At 70.8% G+C, this 15,075-nt stretch carries 13 protein-coding genes; 2 read left to right on the top strand and 11 right to left on the bottom strand.

Features of this window, described 5'->3' with window-relative positions; genetic code table 11:
- The 6 genes from ACH65_RS15245 to ACH65_RS15220 form a co-directional block, all read right to left on the bottom strand.
- The coding region (locus tag ACH65_RS15245) for a lytic murein transglycosylase (protein ID WP_049623475.1) at positions 1-345 on the bottom strand (345 nt) is incomplete at its 3' end.
- A gap of 90 nt (positions 346-435) precedes the next feature.
- Complete coding sequence (rodA, locus tag ACH65_RS15240) at positions 436-1,554, bottom strand: rod shape-determining protein RodA (RefSeq protein ID WP_049623474.1); 1,119 nt, start codon at positions 1,552-1,554, stop codon at positions 436-438.
- Complete coding sequence (gene mrdA, locus ACH65_RS15235; RefSeq protein ID WP_049623473.1) at positions 1,551-3,524, bottom strand: penicillin-binding protein 2; 1,974 nt, start codon at positions 3,522-3,524, stop codon at positions 1,551-1,553. Before mrdA ends, rodA begins: the two co-directional genes overlap by 4 nt.
- A 109-nt stretch (positions 3,525-3,633) precedes the next feature.
- Positions 3,634-4,119: a rod shape-determining protein MreD gene (gene mreD, locus ACH65_RS15230; RefSeq protein ID WP_049623472.1), complete on the bottom strand. Its 486-nt coding sequence runs from the start codon at positions 4,117-4,119 to the stop codon at positions 3,634-3,636.
- On the bottom strand, positions 4,116-5,075 hold the full coding sequence (gene mreC / locus ACH65_RS15225) for a rod shape-determining protein MreC (RefSeq protein WP_049623471.1): 960 nt from the start codon (positions 5,073-5,075) through the stop codon (positions 4,116-4,118). Before mreC ends, mreD begins: the two co-directional genes overlap by 4 nt.
- Positions 5,076-5,497: 422 nt before the next feature.
- Entirely contained in the window at positions 5,498-6,544 is a 1,047-nt protein-coding gene (locus ACH65_RS15220) for a rod shape-determining protein (protein WP_049623470.1), read from the bottom strand.
- 276 nt (positions 6,545-6,820) lie between these two features.
- Here ACH65_RS15220 and ACH65_RS15215 point away from each other — a divergent pair, with 276 nt between their 5' ends.
- Complete coding sequence (locus tag ACH65_RS15215; protein WP_049623469.1) at positions 6,821-7,756, top strand: carbohydrate kinase family protein; 936 nt, start codon at positions 6,821-6,823, stop codon at positions 7,754-7,756.
- 145 nt (positions 7,757-7,901) lie between these two features.
- Here the strand turns inward: ACH65_RS15215 and glpK are convergent, their stop codons facing one another.
- From glpK to ACH65_RS15195, 4 genes are all read right to left on the bottom strand, one after another.
- A complete protein-coding gene (glpK, locus tag ACH65_RS15210) occupies positions 7,902-9,401 on the bottom strand; it encodes a glycerol kinase GlpK (RefSeq protein ID WP_049623468.1) in 1,500 nt (499 codons plus the stop codon).
- A 19-nt stretch (positions 9,402-9,420) separates the two neighbouring features.
- Entirely contained in the window at positions 9,421-10,128 is a 708-nt protein-coding gene (locus tag ACH65_RS15205) for an MIP/aquaporin family protein (protein ID WP_049623467.1), read from the bottom strand.
- 184 nt (positions 10,129-10,312) lie between these two features.
- On the bottom strand, positions 10,313-11,809 hold the full coding sequence (glpD, locus tag ACH65_RS15200; RefSeq protein WP_049623466.1) for a glycerol-3-phosphate dehydrogenase: 1,497 nt from the start codon (positions 11,807-11,809) through the stop codon (positions 10,313-10,315).
- Between the two features lie 422 nt (positions 11,810-12,231).
- Complete coding sequence (locus ACH65_RS15195; RefSeq protein ID WP_049623465.1) at positions 12,232-13,008, bottom strand: DeoR/GlpR family DNA-binding transcription regulator; 777 nt, start codon at positions 13,006-13,008, stop codon at positions 12,232-12,234.
- Between the two features lie 111 nt (positions 13,009-13,119).
- Between ACH65_RS15195 and ACH65_RS19990 the strand changes: the two genes are divergently transcribed.
- Positions 13,120-13,272 carry a hypothetical protein gene (locus ACH65_RS19990; RefSeq protein WP_153242627.1) on the top strand — a complete coding sequence of 51 codons (153 nt, stop codon included), beginning with the start codon at positions 13,120-13,122 and terminating at the stop codon, positions 13,270-13,272.
- 101 nt (positions 13,273-13,373) lie between these two features.
- Here ACH65_RS19990 and lpdA read toward each other — a convergent pair whose 3' ends face one another.
- Positions 13,374-15,074, bottom strand: coding sequence for a dihydrolipoyl dehydrogenase (gene lpdA, locus ACH65_RS15190; RefSeq protein WP_049623464.1), 1,701 nt, complete (start codon positions 15,072-15,074; stop codon positions 13,374-13,376).
- Position 15,075: the final 1 nt, after the last annotated feature.

Here is a 15,075-nt window from a genome sequence, read left to right as displayed (position 1 = left end):
CACGCCGTACTGGCGGGCGATGCGCTCGATCAGGTCGCGGTGCTCGCGGTAGAAGGCCACGCCCTCGTCGATGCGCCGCGGGGTGAGGAAGATCGGCCGGTAGTCCTTCCACGGCTTGGCCTCGGCCGGGCGGCTGATGGCGTCCAGGATGCCCTGCTGCCTGACCGCGCCGTCGAGCAGCGCGTCGAGCGCGGCCGGGCTCTTGCCGGTGTCGGCAGCCACCTCGCGCACCAGCGCCTGCTGGCCCGGATGCGTCTGCGCCACCGCCGCCAGCGGCGCGGCGAGCAGGCACAGGATCAGCATGGCGGGGAGTCGGCGGCGCGGCGGGCGGCGGGTCGGCGTCATGGCACTCGCGGGCGTGGTCGGCATCCGTCGAAGCCTAGCATGCGCGCACGTATCGCTCGGGCGCCGGCGTGGGCATCGCAGGGGCTCGATTCAGTCATGCACCTTGCGGTTGGCGTGGATCGACATCAGCACGCCGAAGCCGGTCAGCAGCGACACCGCCGAGGTGCCGCCGTAGCTCACCAGCGGCATCGGCACGCCCACCACCGGCAGCATGCCGGCCACCATGCCGCCGTTGACGAACACGTAGACGAAGAAGCTCATCGCGATGGCGCCGGCGAGCAGGCGCGAATAGGTGTCGCGCGCCTCCATCGCGATCCACAGGCTGCGGCCGATGATGAAGGCGTACAGCGCCACGATGGCGATCACGCCGACCAGGCCGAACTCCTCGGAGAACACCGCGAAGATGAAGTCGGTGGTGTGCTCGGGCAGGAAGTCCAGCCGCGACTGCGTGCCGTGCTGCCAGCCCTTGCCGAACACGCCGCCGGAGCCCACCGCGATCTGCGACTGGATGATGTGCCAGCCGTTGCCGAGCGGGTCGGACTCGGGGTCGAGCAGGGTCATCACGCGGTCGCGCTGGTACTGGTGCAGGAAGTGCCAGCCCACCGGCACCAGCGCCGCCACCGCGCCGAGCAGGGCGCCGATCTTCCACCAGCGCATGCCGGAGAGGAACAGCGCGAAGGCGCCGGCGGCGATCACCAGCACGGCGGTGCCGAGGTCCGGCTGCCTGGCGATCAGGCCGGCCGGCACGGCGATCAGCGCGCCCACCGCCACGATGTCCTTCCAGCTCGGCGGCAGCTGGCGCGGGTGCAGGTACCAGGCCACCATCATCGGCATGGTGAGCTTGAGCAGCTCGGAGGGCTGGAACGACATCACGCCCAGGTCCAGCCAGCGCCGGGCGCCGCTGCGCACCTCGCCCATCACCGTCAGCGCCAGCAGCAGCGCGACGCTGGCGGCGTACAGCCACGGCGTCCAGCCACGCAGCACCGAGGGCGGAATGCGCGAGAGCAGCAGCATCAGCACCGTGCCCATGACGAAGCGTGCGGCCTGGTTGCCGACCAGCGAGAAATTGCCGCCGCCGGCGCTGTAGAGCGTCACCAGGCCGGCGAGGCCGAGCAGGAACAGGCCGCCGAGCAGCGGCAGATCCAGCCGCGGCCGGGTCACGATCCGGCGCAGCAGGCGTTGCAGGCGCGTTTGCAGCGTGTCGATCATGGCGTGGCTCCGCCGCTGGAAGTGGCTTCGGCCGGCAGGTCCTCGTCCTCCGGCGGCGCCTCGGGGGGCGGCGCGGACGAGGCCGGCGCGGCGCTCGCCGGGGCCGCCGGGCGGGTCGGCAGCAGGTGCTCGCCGCGCGCCAGCAGCCAGGCGTCGAGGATCTTGCGCGCGATCGGGCCGGCGTCCTTGCCGCCCCAGGCGCCCGCCTCCAGCACCACCGCCACCGCGATCTGCGGGTCGTCGGCCGGCGTGTAGGCGATGAACCAGGCGCGGTGGCGCGCCGCCAGGTAGGCGCTGTTCTTGTTGGTGTCGTAGGCGTCGGTGCGGCGCGAGAAGCGCTCGGCGGTGCCGCTCTTGCCGGCGATCACGTAGGGGAAGCCGTCGTTGAGGCCGCGGCCGGTGCCACCGGTGATCACCGCCTCCATGCCCTGGTTGACCACGTCCCACGCGCCCGGCTTCTTGATCAGCGACTGGCCCGGCGGGTTGGCCAGCGGCTCGCGCGGGGCGCTCACGCTGGCCTGGGTGGCCATCACCACGCGCGGCGCGTAGGGCACGCCGTGGCCGGCCAGGGCGGCGGTGGCGTGAGCCAGCTGCAACGGCGTCACCTGCCAGTAGGCCTGGCCGATGCCGCTCAGCACCGTCTCGCCGGGGAACCACGGCTGCTTGAAGTGCGCCGCCTTCCAGGCCCGCGAGGGCAGCGTGCCGGTGAGCTCGCCGGGCAGGTCCACGCCGGTCTTGCCGCCGAAGCTGAAGCGCGCCATCCATTCGCTCAGGCGGTCGATGCCGAGGTCGAGCGCCAGCTTGTAGAAATACGTGTTGGTGGAGAGCTGGATCGCCCGCACCATGTTCACCGTGCCATTGCCGCCGCGCACGTCGTCGCGGTAGCAGCGGCTCTGGTTGGGCAGGCAGAACTCGCCGGTGGAGAGCACCGTGTCCTGCGGCCGGCGCACGCCGTATTCGAGCCCGCCCAGGGCCAGGAACGGCTTCACCGTGGAGCCCGGCGGGTAGGCGCCGCGCAGCGCGCGATTGTTGAGCGGCGTGTCGGGGTTGGTGTTGAGCGCGGTGTAGTCGGCGTGGCCGATGCCGTTGACGAACAGGTTGGGGTCGAAGCTCGGCACGCTGACCATCGCCAGCACCTGGCCGTTGCGCGGGTCGATCGCCACCGCCGCGCCGGGGCGGCCGGCGAACGCCGCCTCGGCCGCCTTCTGCAGGCGGATGTCGATCGACAGGTAGAGGTTCTTGCCGGGCACCGGCGGCTCGGTCTGCAGCACGCGCTGGATGCGGCCGTCGGCGTTCACCTCCACCAGTTCGTAGCCCGGTGTGCCGTGCAGCGTGTCCTCGTAGGAGCGCTCGATGCCGACGCGGCCGACGTGGCTGGTGCCCTTGTAGCGCGCCGGGTCGAGCCGCGCGAGATCGTCGGCGTCGATGCGCCCGACGTAGCCGATCACGTGCGCCAGCAGCTCGCCGTAGGGATAGCGGCGAGTGAGGTAGGGCACCACGTCCACGCCGGGGAAGCGCCAGCGGTTGAGCTCGAAGCGGGCGATGTCGTCCTCCGACAGGTGCAGCTTGAGCGGCACGCTCTCGAACGAGCGGTTCTGCTTGAGCTGCTTGCGGAAGGCGTCGAGGTCGTCCTGGTCCAGCGGCACCACGGCGCGGATCCGCTCCAGCATGGCCGGCATGTCCGGCACCTGCTCGGGCACCACCTCGAGCCGGAACGCGGGCACGTTGTCGGCCAGCAGCACGCCGTTGCGGTCGTAGATCAGGCCGCGCGCCGGCGCGATCGCCCGCGGCTTGACCCGGTTGGCGTCGGCGCGGGTGACGAACTCGTCGTGGCGCAGCACCTGCAGGTAGACGTAACGCCCCACCAGCGCCATCAGGCCGAGCAGGATCAGCAGGAAGCCCGTGATCGCGCGGCGGCGGAACAGGTCCGACTCGCCGCGGGGATCCTTGATCGCGCGGCGGCGGATCATCGCCGCCCCCGGCCCGCGCCGCGCACGCACCCACCGCCGCGTGGCGGCACGGGCGAGGGCGGCATCCGCACGATGGGTCGCGGGGTCGGCACGGCTTCTCCGGACGCGGTCACTGGATGCGCAAGCGCATGCGCAGGTCGTCGAGCAGCAGGAACAGGAACGGCCACAGCGCCGCGCCCACGAAGGGCGAGATCCACCAGCTCGGCGGCGGCAGCGGGTCGCCGGCGAACAGCCGCACGATGGTCAGCAGGATACGGTCGTTCACCAGCAGCGCCAGCACCGCCAGCGTCTGCTGCCACATGGTGAAGAAGCGCAGCCGCGAGCGGAAGCGCAGCGCGATGAACACCAGCGCGCACAGGCGGATGGCCTGCTCGCCGAGCAGCACGCCGCTCAGCAGGTCGCTCGCCAGCCCCATGGCGAAGGCCAGCCCCAGACTCACCCGGTCGCCCGACTCCAGCGCCCAGTACAGCAGCACCAGCGCCGGCCAGTACGGCTTGAACGGCTCGAGCAGTTCCGGCAGCGGCACCAGCATGGCCAGCAGCGAGGCCGCCAGCGTACCCAGGAACCACAGCAGGCCGAGGCGCTGGCGGTTCATCGCGCGCCTCCCGCGGCGGGCGGCGGCGCGCTGGCGGCAGGCGCCGGCTCGCCGGGCCTGGGCGCCAGGTCGGTCGGCGGCCCCATCGGCGCCACCGGCGCGGGCGGGCCGGCGGGTTCGGCCAGGTCGTGCAGCAGCAGCACGTCGTCGCTGCGGTGGATGTCCGCGCTGGGCTGCGCCTGTGCCTCCATGAACATGCCGCTCGCGGCCGGCCCCACCGCGCTCACCACGCCCACCGGGAAGCCGGGCGGGAAGCGCCCGCCGAGGCCGGAGGTGAGCAGGCGGTCGCCGACCTCCACGTCGGCCGCCAGCGGGATCGTGGGCAGCGTCAGGCGGTCGCCGTCGCGCGCGCCGTAGGCGATGGTGCGCAGGCCGGTGCGCTCGATGGTCACCGGCACCGCGTGGCTGGGATCGGTCACCAGCATCACCACCGAGGTGGCCGGCAGGGTTTCCACCACCTGCCCCATCACGCCGTGCGCGTCGATCACCGGCTGCCCCACCTTCACGCCGTTGTGCGTGCCGAGGCTGAGCAGGATGCGATGGCGGTCGGCGCCCAGGTCCACGCCCACCACGCGCGCCAGCTGCACGTTGAGGTCGAGGCTGCGCTGGGTGTCCAGCAGTTCCTTCAGGCGCTGGTTCTGCTCGGCCACCGCGGCCATGCGGTTGAGCTTGGCGTTGGCCAGCAACAGGTCCTCGCGCAGGCGCTGGTTCTGCTCGGTGAGCAGCTTGCGGTCGGCGAAGGCCACGCTGAGCGCGCGCACGCCCGCGGCCGGCAGGCCGGCGAGCCGGTACACCGGCTCCACCACCACGGCGGCCGCGTAGCGCACGCGCCAGATCCAGCCGTTGCGGTGGTCCAGCACCATCAGCACCAGCGCCAGCGCCAGGTAGAACAGCAGGCGCAGCGTGCCGGCCGCGGTGCCGGCGAACAGGGGGGAATCCTCGCGCGTGAGAGCCATTCAGACCAACCCGTCGAAAGCACGGCCGGGCGCCGGACCGGCGCGACGCTCGAGCTGGCGGACCCGCACGGGGGCGAGGGGCGAAGGGCTGCGCTGACCGAGGGCCGCAGCGATGCCCGCTGGCGAATCCGGCTGGCCTTGCGGCGGGCGGTCCAGGCGGCCGTATCGCCATGCCGTGCGCTGCCGCGCTTCACCTGGGGCCAGGCCCGCCAGGGCCGGCGTCAGGGCAAGCCCCGGCCCCTCACTCCAACCCTTTCCCCGGCGGGGAGAGGGAGCAGGAGCGCGGGAGCGCCGCGGCTTTCCAGGAAAGAGTACGGGAGCCACAGACGGGCCCGCCGCGCCTTGCTGCGCGCGGGCAGGGGCGAAGCGAACTGCGCGGACACCGCGTCGTGGACGAAGGCCCATGCCCGGCCCCGTCCGGCTTACTCGAACGCGAAGAAGTCGCTGCCGTGCTGGTCGATCAGCTCCAGCGCCTTGCCGCCGCCGCGCGCCACGCAGGTCAGCGGGTCGTCGGCCACCTGCACGTGCAGGCCGGTCTCCTCCGAGATCAGGCGGTCCAGGTCGCGCAGCAGCGCGCCGCCGCCGGTAAGCACGATGCCGCGCTCGGCCACGTCCGAGCACAGCTCCGGCGGGGTCTGCTCCAGCGCCGCCTTCACCGCCGCCACGATGCCCGAGAGCGGCTCGTGCAGCGCCTCCAGCACCTCGTTGGAGTTGATGGTGAACATGCGCGGCACGCCCTCGGCGAGGTTGCGGCCGGAGATCTCGATCTCCTTGACCTCGCTCTGCGGGAACGCGCAGCCGATCTCCAGCTTGATCCGCTCGGCGGTGGACTCGCCGATCAGGGTGCCGTGGTTGCGGCGCACGTAGTTGGTGATGGCCTCGTCGAAGCGGTCGCCACCGATGCGCACCGACTGCGAGTAGACGATGCCGTTGAGCGAGATCACCGCCACCTCGGAGGTGCCGCCGCCGATATCCAGCACCATCGAGCCGCGCGCCTCGTGCACCGGAATGCCGGCGCCGATCGCGGCGGCCATCGGCTCCTCGATCAGGAACACGTCGCGGGCGCCGGCGCCCTCGGCCGATTCCTTGATGGCGCGGCGCTCCACCTGGGTCGAGCCGCAGGGCACGCACACCAGCACGCGCGGGCTCGGGCGCAGCAGGCGCGAACGGTGCACCTGGCGGATGAAGTGCTGCAGCATCGCCTCGGTCATGGTGAAGTCGGCGATCACGCCGTCCTTCATCGGCCGCACGGTGGCGATGTTGCCGGGGGTGCGGCCGAGCATGCGCTTGGCGTCGCCGCCCACCGCCGCCACCGCGCGCGGGCCGCCGGGGCCGCGGTCCTGGCGGATCGCCACCACCGAGGGCTCGTCCAGCACGATGCCCTGCCCACGCACGTAGATCAGCGTGTTGGCGGTGCCGAGGTCGATGGAAATATCGTTGGAGAAGATGCCGCGAAACTTCTTGAACATGGAGCCTGGCACGCCGGCAGATAGAAAAAGATAAGCGCGTCAGTCTAGTGTCGCCCCCTACCCCACGCAAGCGCGAAGTCGTTAAGAAAGCCTTGCGGAACGCGGTGATGCGTGCGTTTCCTGCCCCGCTTGCGCAACACCCGCACGCAAGCGGAGTGTCGCCACGGCCGTCGCATGGGAGTACGATTCGCGGGTTTGCCGGACGCCTCGCCGTCCGTGCGCCCGTGGTCGCCGGCAGCGCGGCCTTCCGTCGTTCCAACAGGGTCGCCACCAACCATGTCAGCCGTCATCTGCGGTTCGTTGGCCTATGACACCATCATGGTGTTCCAGGACCAGTTCAAGAACCACATCCTGCCGGACAAGGTCCATATCCTGAACGTGTCGTTCCTGGTGCCCAAGATGCGCCGCGAGTTCGGCGGCTGCGCGGGCAACATCGCCTACAACCTCAAGCTGCTGGGCGGCGACCCGCTGCCGATGGCCACCGTGGGTCAGGACTTCGGCCCGTACCGCGAGCACCTGGAGCGCCACGGCATCCGCCTGGAAGGCGTGCGCGTGTTCGAGGACCAGTTCACCCCGCAGTGCTTCATCACCACGGACCTGGACAACAACCAGCTCACCGCCTTCCACCCCGGCGCGATGAGCTGCTCGCACCACAACCACGTGGGTGACGTGCCCAACGTGGAGTTCGGCATCGTGGCGCCGGACGGCCGCGAGGCGATGCTTCAGCACAGCGCGGACTTCGCCGCCCGCGGCGTGCCCTTCATCTTCGACCCCGGCCAGGCGATGCCGCTGTTCACGGGCGAGGAATTCCGCACCATGATCGGCCAGGCCGACTACGTGATCGTCAACGACTACGAGTCGCAGCTGCTGCAGTCGCGCACCGGCTGGGACGCGGAGGAGATCGCCCGCCACACCAAGGCCTACATTGTCACGCTGGGGCCGCGCGGCTCGCTGATCCACACCGGCGGCGCCGTGATCGAGATCCCGCCCGCGCGCGAGCGCCAGGTGGTGGATCCCACCGGCTGCGGCGACGCCTACCGCGCCGGCCTCATCCACGGCATCATGCGGGGCTACGACTGGCCCACCATCGGCCGCATGGCCTCGCTGATGGGCGCGCTCAAGGTCGAGCACCCCGGCACGCAGAACCAGCACTTCACCTACGCGCAGTTCGCCGCCGAGTTCGAGGAGCAGTTCGGCTACGCGCTGGGCTGAACCGCCGTTTCAGACCGACGCCCTCCCCGCGCCGCCCCGTAGGAGCGCGCCTTGCGCGCGACCGCTGCGTAACGGCGCGACCGCCACGCAGGGTTGTCGCGCTTGTCGCGCGCAAGGCGCGCTCACAAAGGGCGTGCGGCGACCCTCAGACCTGGAACGCCATCGTCGCCTGCACCGCCTGCTGCCAGCCGGCGTACAGCGCCTCGCGGGTGGCATCGGGCATCTTCGGGGTGAAGTGGCCGTCCACCGCCCACTGGCGCGAGATCTCCTCGCGGCTCTTCCAGAAGCCGGTGGCGAGGCCGGCCAGGTAGGCGGCGCCGAGCGCGGTGGTCTCGGCCACCTGCGGGCGCAGCACCGGCACGTTGAGGATGTCGCTCTGGAACTGGCCCACGAAATCGTTGGCGATGGCGCCGCCGTCGGCGCGCAGTTCCTTCAGCTCGATGCCGGCGTCGGCCTGCATGGCCGCGAGCACGTCGCGGGTCTGGTAGGCCAGCGACTCCAGCGCGGCGCGCACGAAATGCTCCTTGGTGGTGCCGCGGGTCAGGCCGAACACCGCGCCGCGCACGTCGCTGCGCCAGTACGGCGCGCCCAGGCCGACGAAGGCCGGCACCATGTACACGCCGTCGCTGGTGCCCGCGCGCTCGGCGTAGGCCTGGCTGTCGCTGGACTTGCCCAGCATGCGCAGGCCGTCGCGCAGCCACTGCACCACGGAGCCGGCGACGAAGATGCTGCCCTCCAGCGCGTACTCCACCTTGCCGTCCACGCCCCAGGCGATGGTGGTGAGCAGGCCGTTGCTGGAGGCCACCGCCTTCTCGCCGGTGTTCATCAGCATGAAGCAGCCGGTGCCGTAGGTGTTCTTGGCCATGCCGGGCGTGAAACAGGCCTGGCCGAACAGCGCCGCCTGCTGGTCGCCGGCCACGCCGGCGATGGGCACCTCGTGGCCGTAGAAATACTGGCCCTGGGTCTTGCCGTAGACCTCGCTGGAGGAGCGCACCTCCGGCAGCATGGCGCGGGGGATGTCCAGCATCGCCAGCAGCTCGTCGTCCCATTTGAGCTCGTGGATGTTGTAGAGCAGCGTGCGCGAGGCGTTGGTGTAGTCGGTGACGTGCACCTTGCCGCCGGTGAGGTTCCAGATCACCCAGCTGTCGATGGTGCCGAACAGCAGCTCGCCGCGCCCGGCGCGCTCGCGCGCGCCCTCCACGTGGTCGAGGATCCACTTCACCTTGGTGCCGGCGAAATAGGCGTCGATCAGGAGGCCCGTCTTGGCCCGCACCATATCCTCGTAGCCGGCGGCCTGGAGCTCGTCGCAGATGGCCTTGGTCTGGCGCGACTGCCACACGATGGCGTTGTAGATCGGCTGGCCGGTGGCCTTGTCCCACACCACCGCCGTCTCGCGCTGGTTGGTGATGCCGATGCCGGCGATGGCCGCCGCGTCCACCTGCAGGTTGTTGAGCAGCTCGGTGATGGTGGTGTAGACGCTGGTCATGATCTCGCGCGCGTTGTGCTCCACCCAGCCCGGCTGCGGGAAGATCTGGGTGAACTCGCGCTGCGCCATGCCGGCGATGCGCCCTTCGCGGTCGAACAGGATCGCCCGCGAGCTGGTGGTGCCCTGGTCGATGGCGAGGATGTATTGCTGCTTGCTCATGGAATTTCCTCCGCTTCAATCAGCCGCCGAACACGGCGCGGTAGACGAATGCCCCGAGCAGGGCGCCGACCAGCGGCCCCACCACGGGAATGGATGCGTAGCCCCAGTCCGAGCCGCCCTTGCCCGGGATCGGCAGCAGCGCGTGGGCCAGGCGCGGCGCGAGGTCGCGCGCCGGGTTGATGGCGTAGCCGGTGGGGCCACCCAGCGACAGGCCGATCACCGTCACCAGCAGGCTCACCGCCAGCGGGCCGAAGCCCTCCACCATCTTGTTGGTGCCGATCGCCAGCACGCCGAACACCAGCACGAAGGTGCCGATCACCTCGGTGAGCAGGTTGGCCGGCAAGGACCGCACCGCGGGCCCGGTGCAGAACACCGCGAGCTTGGCGCCCTGGTCGGCGGTGCCGCGCCAGTGCGGCAGGTAGTGCAGGTACACCAGGGTGGCGCCGCAGAAGGCGCCCAGCATCTGCGCCAGCACGTAGCCGGGCACCAGCGCCCAGCTGAACTTGCCGATCGCCGCCAGCGCGATGGTCAGCGCCGGGTTCATGTGCGCGCCGCTCTTGCTGGCCACGTAGATGCCCATCAGCACGGCCAGGCCCCAGGCCAGGGTGACCACGATCCAGCCGCCGTCCTTGGCCTTGGAATCCTTCAGCAGCACGCCGGCGACGACCCCGTCGCCGAGCAGGATCAGCACCATCGTGCCGAGAAACTCGCTCAAGTACACCGACATGACCCGCCTCCTTCTCCTGTTCCTGCGTTTTTGGGTGGGCGCGGGCGTCACGCCGCGCTTTTCGTTTCGCCCGGGACACGCCCGCGGCGCCGTGCTTTGCCCGGCGCCTCTGCGAGCGCTTGCGGGCGACGGGGCGCCCGCCGGTATGCCCTCCTCCGGCGGAAGCCCGATTCGGAAACGGTTCCTAGGCCGTGGCGACGGCGCCTTCCAGGTAGGCCGCCAGCCGTGTGGCGCCTTCCGGGCCAACGCGCAGGCCGAGCTTGGTCCGCCGCCACAGCACGTCCTCGGCGCTGCGGGCCCATTCGCAGCGGCGCAAGTAGTCCACCTCGGCCTGGTAGAGGTCGGCGCCAAAGTGCTCGCCCAGCGCGGCCAGTTCCTTCGCATCGCCCAGCACGCGGTGCACGCGGGTGCCGTAGGTATGCACCAGCCGCCAGGCCAGCGCTTCCGGCAGCCAGGGGTGGCTGGCCTGCAACGCGCTTTGCAGGCGCTTGAGCTCCGGCTCGTCGCCGCCGGGCAGTGGGTGGCCCTTGGCGGTCCAGGCTGGCGCCGGGTTGCCGAGCAGCGGCGCGAGGCGGTCCACCGCCTCCTCGGCCAGCTTGCGAAAGGTGGTGAGCTTGCCGCCGAACACGTTGAGCAGCGGCGCGCCGTGGGCGTCGATCTCCAGCAGGTAGTCGCGCGTGACTTCCGAGGCGTTACCGCTTTCGTCCTCCAGCAGCGGGCGCACGCCGCTGTAGCTCCACACCACGTCGGCCGGCGCGATGCGGCGCTTGAAGTAGCGGTTGGCGGCCTCGCACAGATACGCCGTCTCGTGGGCGTCGATGCGCGGCGCGGCGGGGTCGGCGTGGTATTCCACGTCGGTGGTGCCGATCAGGGTGAAGTCGCGCTCGTAGGGAATGGCGAACACGATGCGCCGGTCCGGCTGCTGGAAGATGTACGCATACGGGTGGTCGAACAGCCTGGGCACCACAATGTGGCTGCCCTTCACCAGGCGCAGCGCGTGGTCGTGCCCCACCGCCGCCACCTCGTCGAGAAAGCGCACCGCCCACGGCCCGGTGGCGTTCACCAGCGCCCGCGCGCGGACCTCGCGGCGCTCGCCGTCGTCGCCCTGCAGTTCCGCACGCCAGCCGTCGGCCTCGCGCCAGGCCCGCACGCAGCGCGTGTGCGTCAGGATGGTGGCGCCGCGCTCGGCGGCATCCATCGCGTTGAGCACCACCAGCCGCGCGTCCTGCACCCAGGCGTCGGAATAGACGAAGCCGAGCTTGAACTCATCGCCCAGCGGCGCGCCGACCTTGTGCCGACCCAGGCGAATGCGGCGCGAGCCCGGCAGGCTGCGCTTGCCGCGGCCCAGGTGGTCGTACAGGAACAGCCCCAGCCGGATCAGCCACGCCGGCCGCAGATGCGGCTGGTGCGGCAGCACGAAGCGCAGCGGCCAGATGATGTGCGGCGCCGCCCGCAGCAGCACCTCGCGCTCGGCCAGCGCCTTGCCGACCAGGGCGAACTCGTATTGCTCCAGGTAGCGCAGGCCGCCGTGGATCAGCTTGGTGCTGGCGCTGGAAGTGTGCGCGGCCAGGTCGTCCTGCTCGCACAACAGCACCGACAAGCCGCGGCCCACCGCGTCGCGCGCGATGCCCGCGCCGTTGATGCCGCCGCCCACCACCAGAAGATCGACCTGCTCCGTCATGAATCGCTCCGGCGCAAGGCGGCACCACGGAAGACGTCGCCCCGGGACGCAGGCTTGGCCATGCGTCGACGGATGTTCGTTCTCCGGGAGTTGTCGCCATAAACGCGCATAGCTGAAAACGATGTGTCACAGATGCCACACGAGAATGTGTGAAAACGAGCATATTCGAACATTTCCGAACATTGCACGCTGCATCGCAGCGTGGCCTTGGCAGGCCGGGCGCAGAAAAACGGGTGCCCGAACCTGCGACACCTGCAGGAGCGCGCCTGCGCGCGACCGGCCGACGCAACGGCGACGCCGCCACGCTGGGGTCGCGCACAAGCGCGCTCCTTACCCGGTTTCGCTGCGCGTTTCGCCCGTCGGCAAGCAAGCCGGGCGAGCGCGTGTGGACCCGCGCGCGAAAGCGCGCCGGACGACCGCCATCAGCCCCCGGGCGCCACGTGCACCTGCGTGCCCGACTCGGCCAGCACCGCGGCCAGCTCTTCCGGCGGCGGGCGGTCGGTGAACCAGGCGTGCACGCGCGCGATCGGCCCCAGCCGCACCAGCGCGTTGCGGCCGAGCTTGCTGTGATCGGCGGCCAGGTACACCTGTCGCGAGTGCTCGACGATGGCCTGGGCCACGCGCACTTCCTGGTAGTCGAAATCGAGCAGGGTGCCGTCCAGGTCGATGCCGGAAATGCCGATCACCCCGTAGTCCACCTTGAACTGGCGGATCAACTCGATGGTGGCCTCGCCGGTGACGCCGTGGTCGCGCCCTCGCACCACGCCGCCGGCCACGATCACCTGGAAGGTGGGGTTGTCGCTCAGCATGATCGCCACGTTGAGGTTGTTGGTGATCACCGTGAGCCCCTTGTGCCCCATCAGCGCCCGCGCCACGCTCTCGTTGGTGGTGCCGAGGTTGATGAACAGCGAGGCCTCGTCGGGGATGTGCCGGGCGAGCAGCGCGGCGATGCGCTCCTTCTCCTCCAGCTGCAGCGCCTGGCGCGCGGCATAGGCGAGGTTCTCCACGCTGGAGGGCAGGCTCACCCCGCCGTGGTAGCGTCGCAGCACGCCGGCGTCGCACAGCGCGCCGAGGTCGCGGCGGATGGTCTGCGGCGTCACCGCGAAATGCCCGGCCAGCGCCTCCACCGTGGCGAAGCCCTCCTGCCGCACCAGCGCCACCAGTTCCTCCTGCCGGCGATTGAGCACCAGACCCGTCATCGTCGCTCCCTACCTCGCTCCGGCTGGCATGATGAGGGCTGGCGCGACCGCTGTCATGTCGCGCGGCGGCTGACGCCCAGGTACGCTCCGACGCTCGCATGGAGCCCGACGATGCACCTCGAACTGCCCAAGGTCCCGCTGCATTCGCTGAAGGATTTCCTCAAGCACTACCTGATGATCGTGCTCTCCATCCTCACGGCGCTGGGGCTGGTGCTCGGCGAGGCACTCGCACCGCCCGCCGCGACCGGCGCCACCGCGCCTTGATCCAAGCGGGTGCCGTGGCGGTGGACGCCCCGCACAGCTGCCGGAACACGCAAAAGGAAAAGCCCGGACATGCCGGGCTTTTCCGCATCGCGCGAGGCGCGTTACTTCTTCTTCGGTACGTAGAGGTCGGTGATGGTGCCCTCGTAGACCTCCGCCGCCAGGCCCACCGACTCGCCCAGCGTGGGATGCGGGTGGATGGTGAGGGCGATGTCGGCCGCCTCGGCGCCCATCTCGATCGCCAGCGCCAGCTCGGAGATCAGGTCGCCCGCGTGCGGGCCGACGATGGCGGCGCCGACGATGCGGTGCGTGGCCTCGTCGAACAGCAGCTTGGTGAAGCCCTCGGTGCGGTCGATGCCGATGGCGCGGCCGCTGGCCGCCCACGGGAACTTGCCCACGCCGAGCTTGAGGCCCTTCTCCTTCGCCTCGCGCTCGGTCACGCCGACCCAGGCCACTTCCGGGTCGGTGAAGGCCACCGACGGGATCACCCGCGCGTCGAAGTGGCTCTTCAGCCCCGCCGCCACCTCGGCCGCCACGTGGCCCTCGTGGGTGGCCTTGTGCGCCAGCATCGGCTGGCCCACCAGGTCGCCGATGGCGAAGATGTGCGGCACGTTGGTGCGCATCTGCGTGTCGACGTTGATGAAGCCGCGCTCGGTGACGGCCACGCCGGCCTTGTCGGCGCCGATCTTGTTGCCGTTGGGCGCGCGGCCCACCGCCACCAGCACGCGGTCGAACAGCGTGGTCGCGGGGATGCTCTCGCCCTCGTAGCTGACCTCGATGCCCTGCTTGGTGGCCTTGGCCTCCACCACCTTGGTTTTCAGGTGCACGCCCTTGAGCTTCTTGCCCAGGCGCTGCGCCAGCGGCCGCACCAGGTCGGCGTCGGCGCCGGGGATGATCTGGTCCATGAACTCGACCACCGTGACCTCGCTGCCGAGCGCGGCATACACCGTAGCCATCTCCAGGCCGATGATGCCGCCGCCGACCACCAGCAGCTGCTTGGGCACGTCCTTGAGTGCGAGCGCGCCAGTGGAATCCACCACGCGCTCGTCGTCCCACGGGAAGGCCGGCAGGCGCACGGCCTGCGAGCCGGCGGCGATGATGGCCTGCTCGAAGCGGAGCAGCTTCTTGCCCTCGGCCGTCTCCACTTCCAGCTCGTGCGGCGAGACGAACGTGCCCACGCCCTCGACCACGCGCACCTTGCGCTGCTTGGCCATCGAGGCGAGGCCGCCGGTGAGCTTGCCCACCACCTTGTCCTTGAAGCCGCGCAGCTTGTCGAGGTCGAGCGCCGGCTTGCCGAAGCTCACGCCATGCGCGGCCATCGCCTCGGCCTCCTCGATCACCGCGGCGGCATGCAGCAACGCCTTGGACGGGATGCAGCCCACATTGAGGCAGACGCCGCCGAGCGTCGCATAGCGCTCGACCAGCACGGTATCCAGGCCGAGGTCGGCGGCGCGGAAGGCGGCGCTGTAGCCGCCGGGGCCGGAGCCGAGCACCACCAGCTTGCATTCGATGTCGGGCGTGCGACCGGAAGCGCCGGCCGCCTGCGGCGCCGGCGCGCTCGCCTTGGCCGGTGCCGGTGCCGCGGGCGCAGCCTTCGACGCCTCGGCCTTGGCGGCCGGTTCGCCGGCCGCTTCGAGCACCAGGATCACGGCGCCTTCGGAGACCTCGTCGCCCACCTTCACCTTGAGTTCCTTCACGATGCCGGAGGCGCTGGAGGGAATCTCCATCGTCGCCTTGTCCGACTCCAGCGTGATCAGGCTCTGGTCCTTCTCCACCGCGTCGCCGGCCTTCACCAGCACCTCGATC

It is taken from the genome of Frateuria defendens, assembly GCF_001182895.1.
Classification (GTDB): domain Bacteria; phylum Pseudomonadota; class Gammaproteobacteria; order Xanthomonadales; family Rhodanobacteraceae; genus Frateuria_B; species Frateuria_B defendens.
This window is presented reverse-complemented; position numbering and strand designations above follow the sequence as displayed.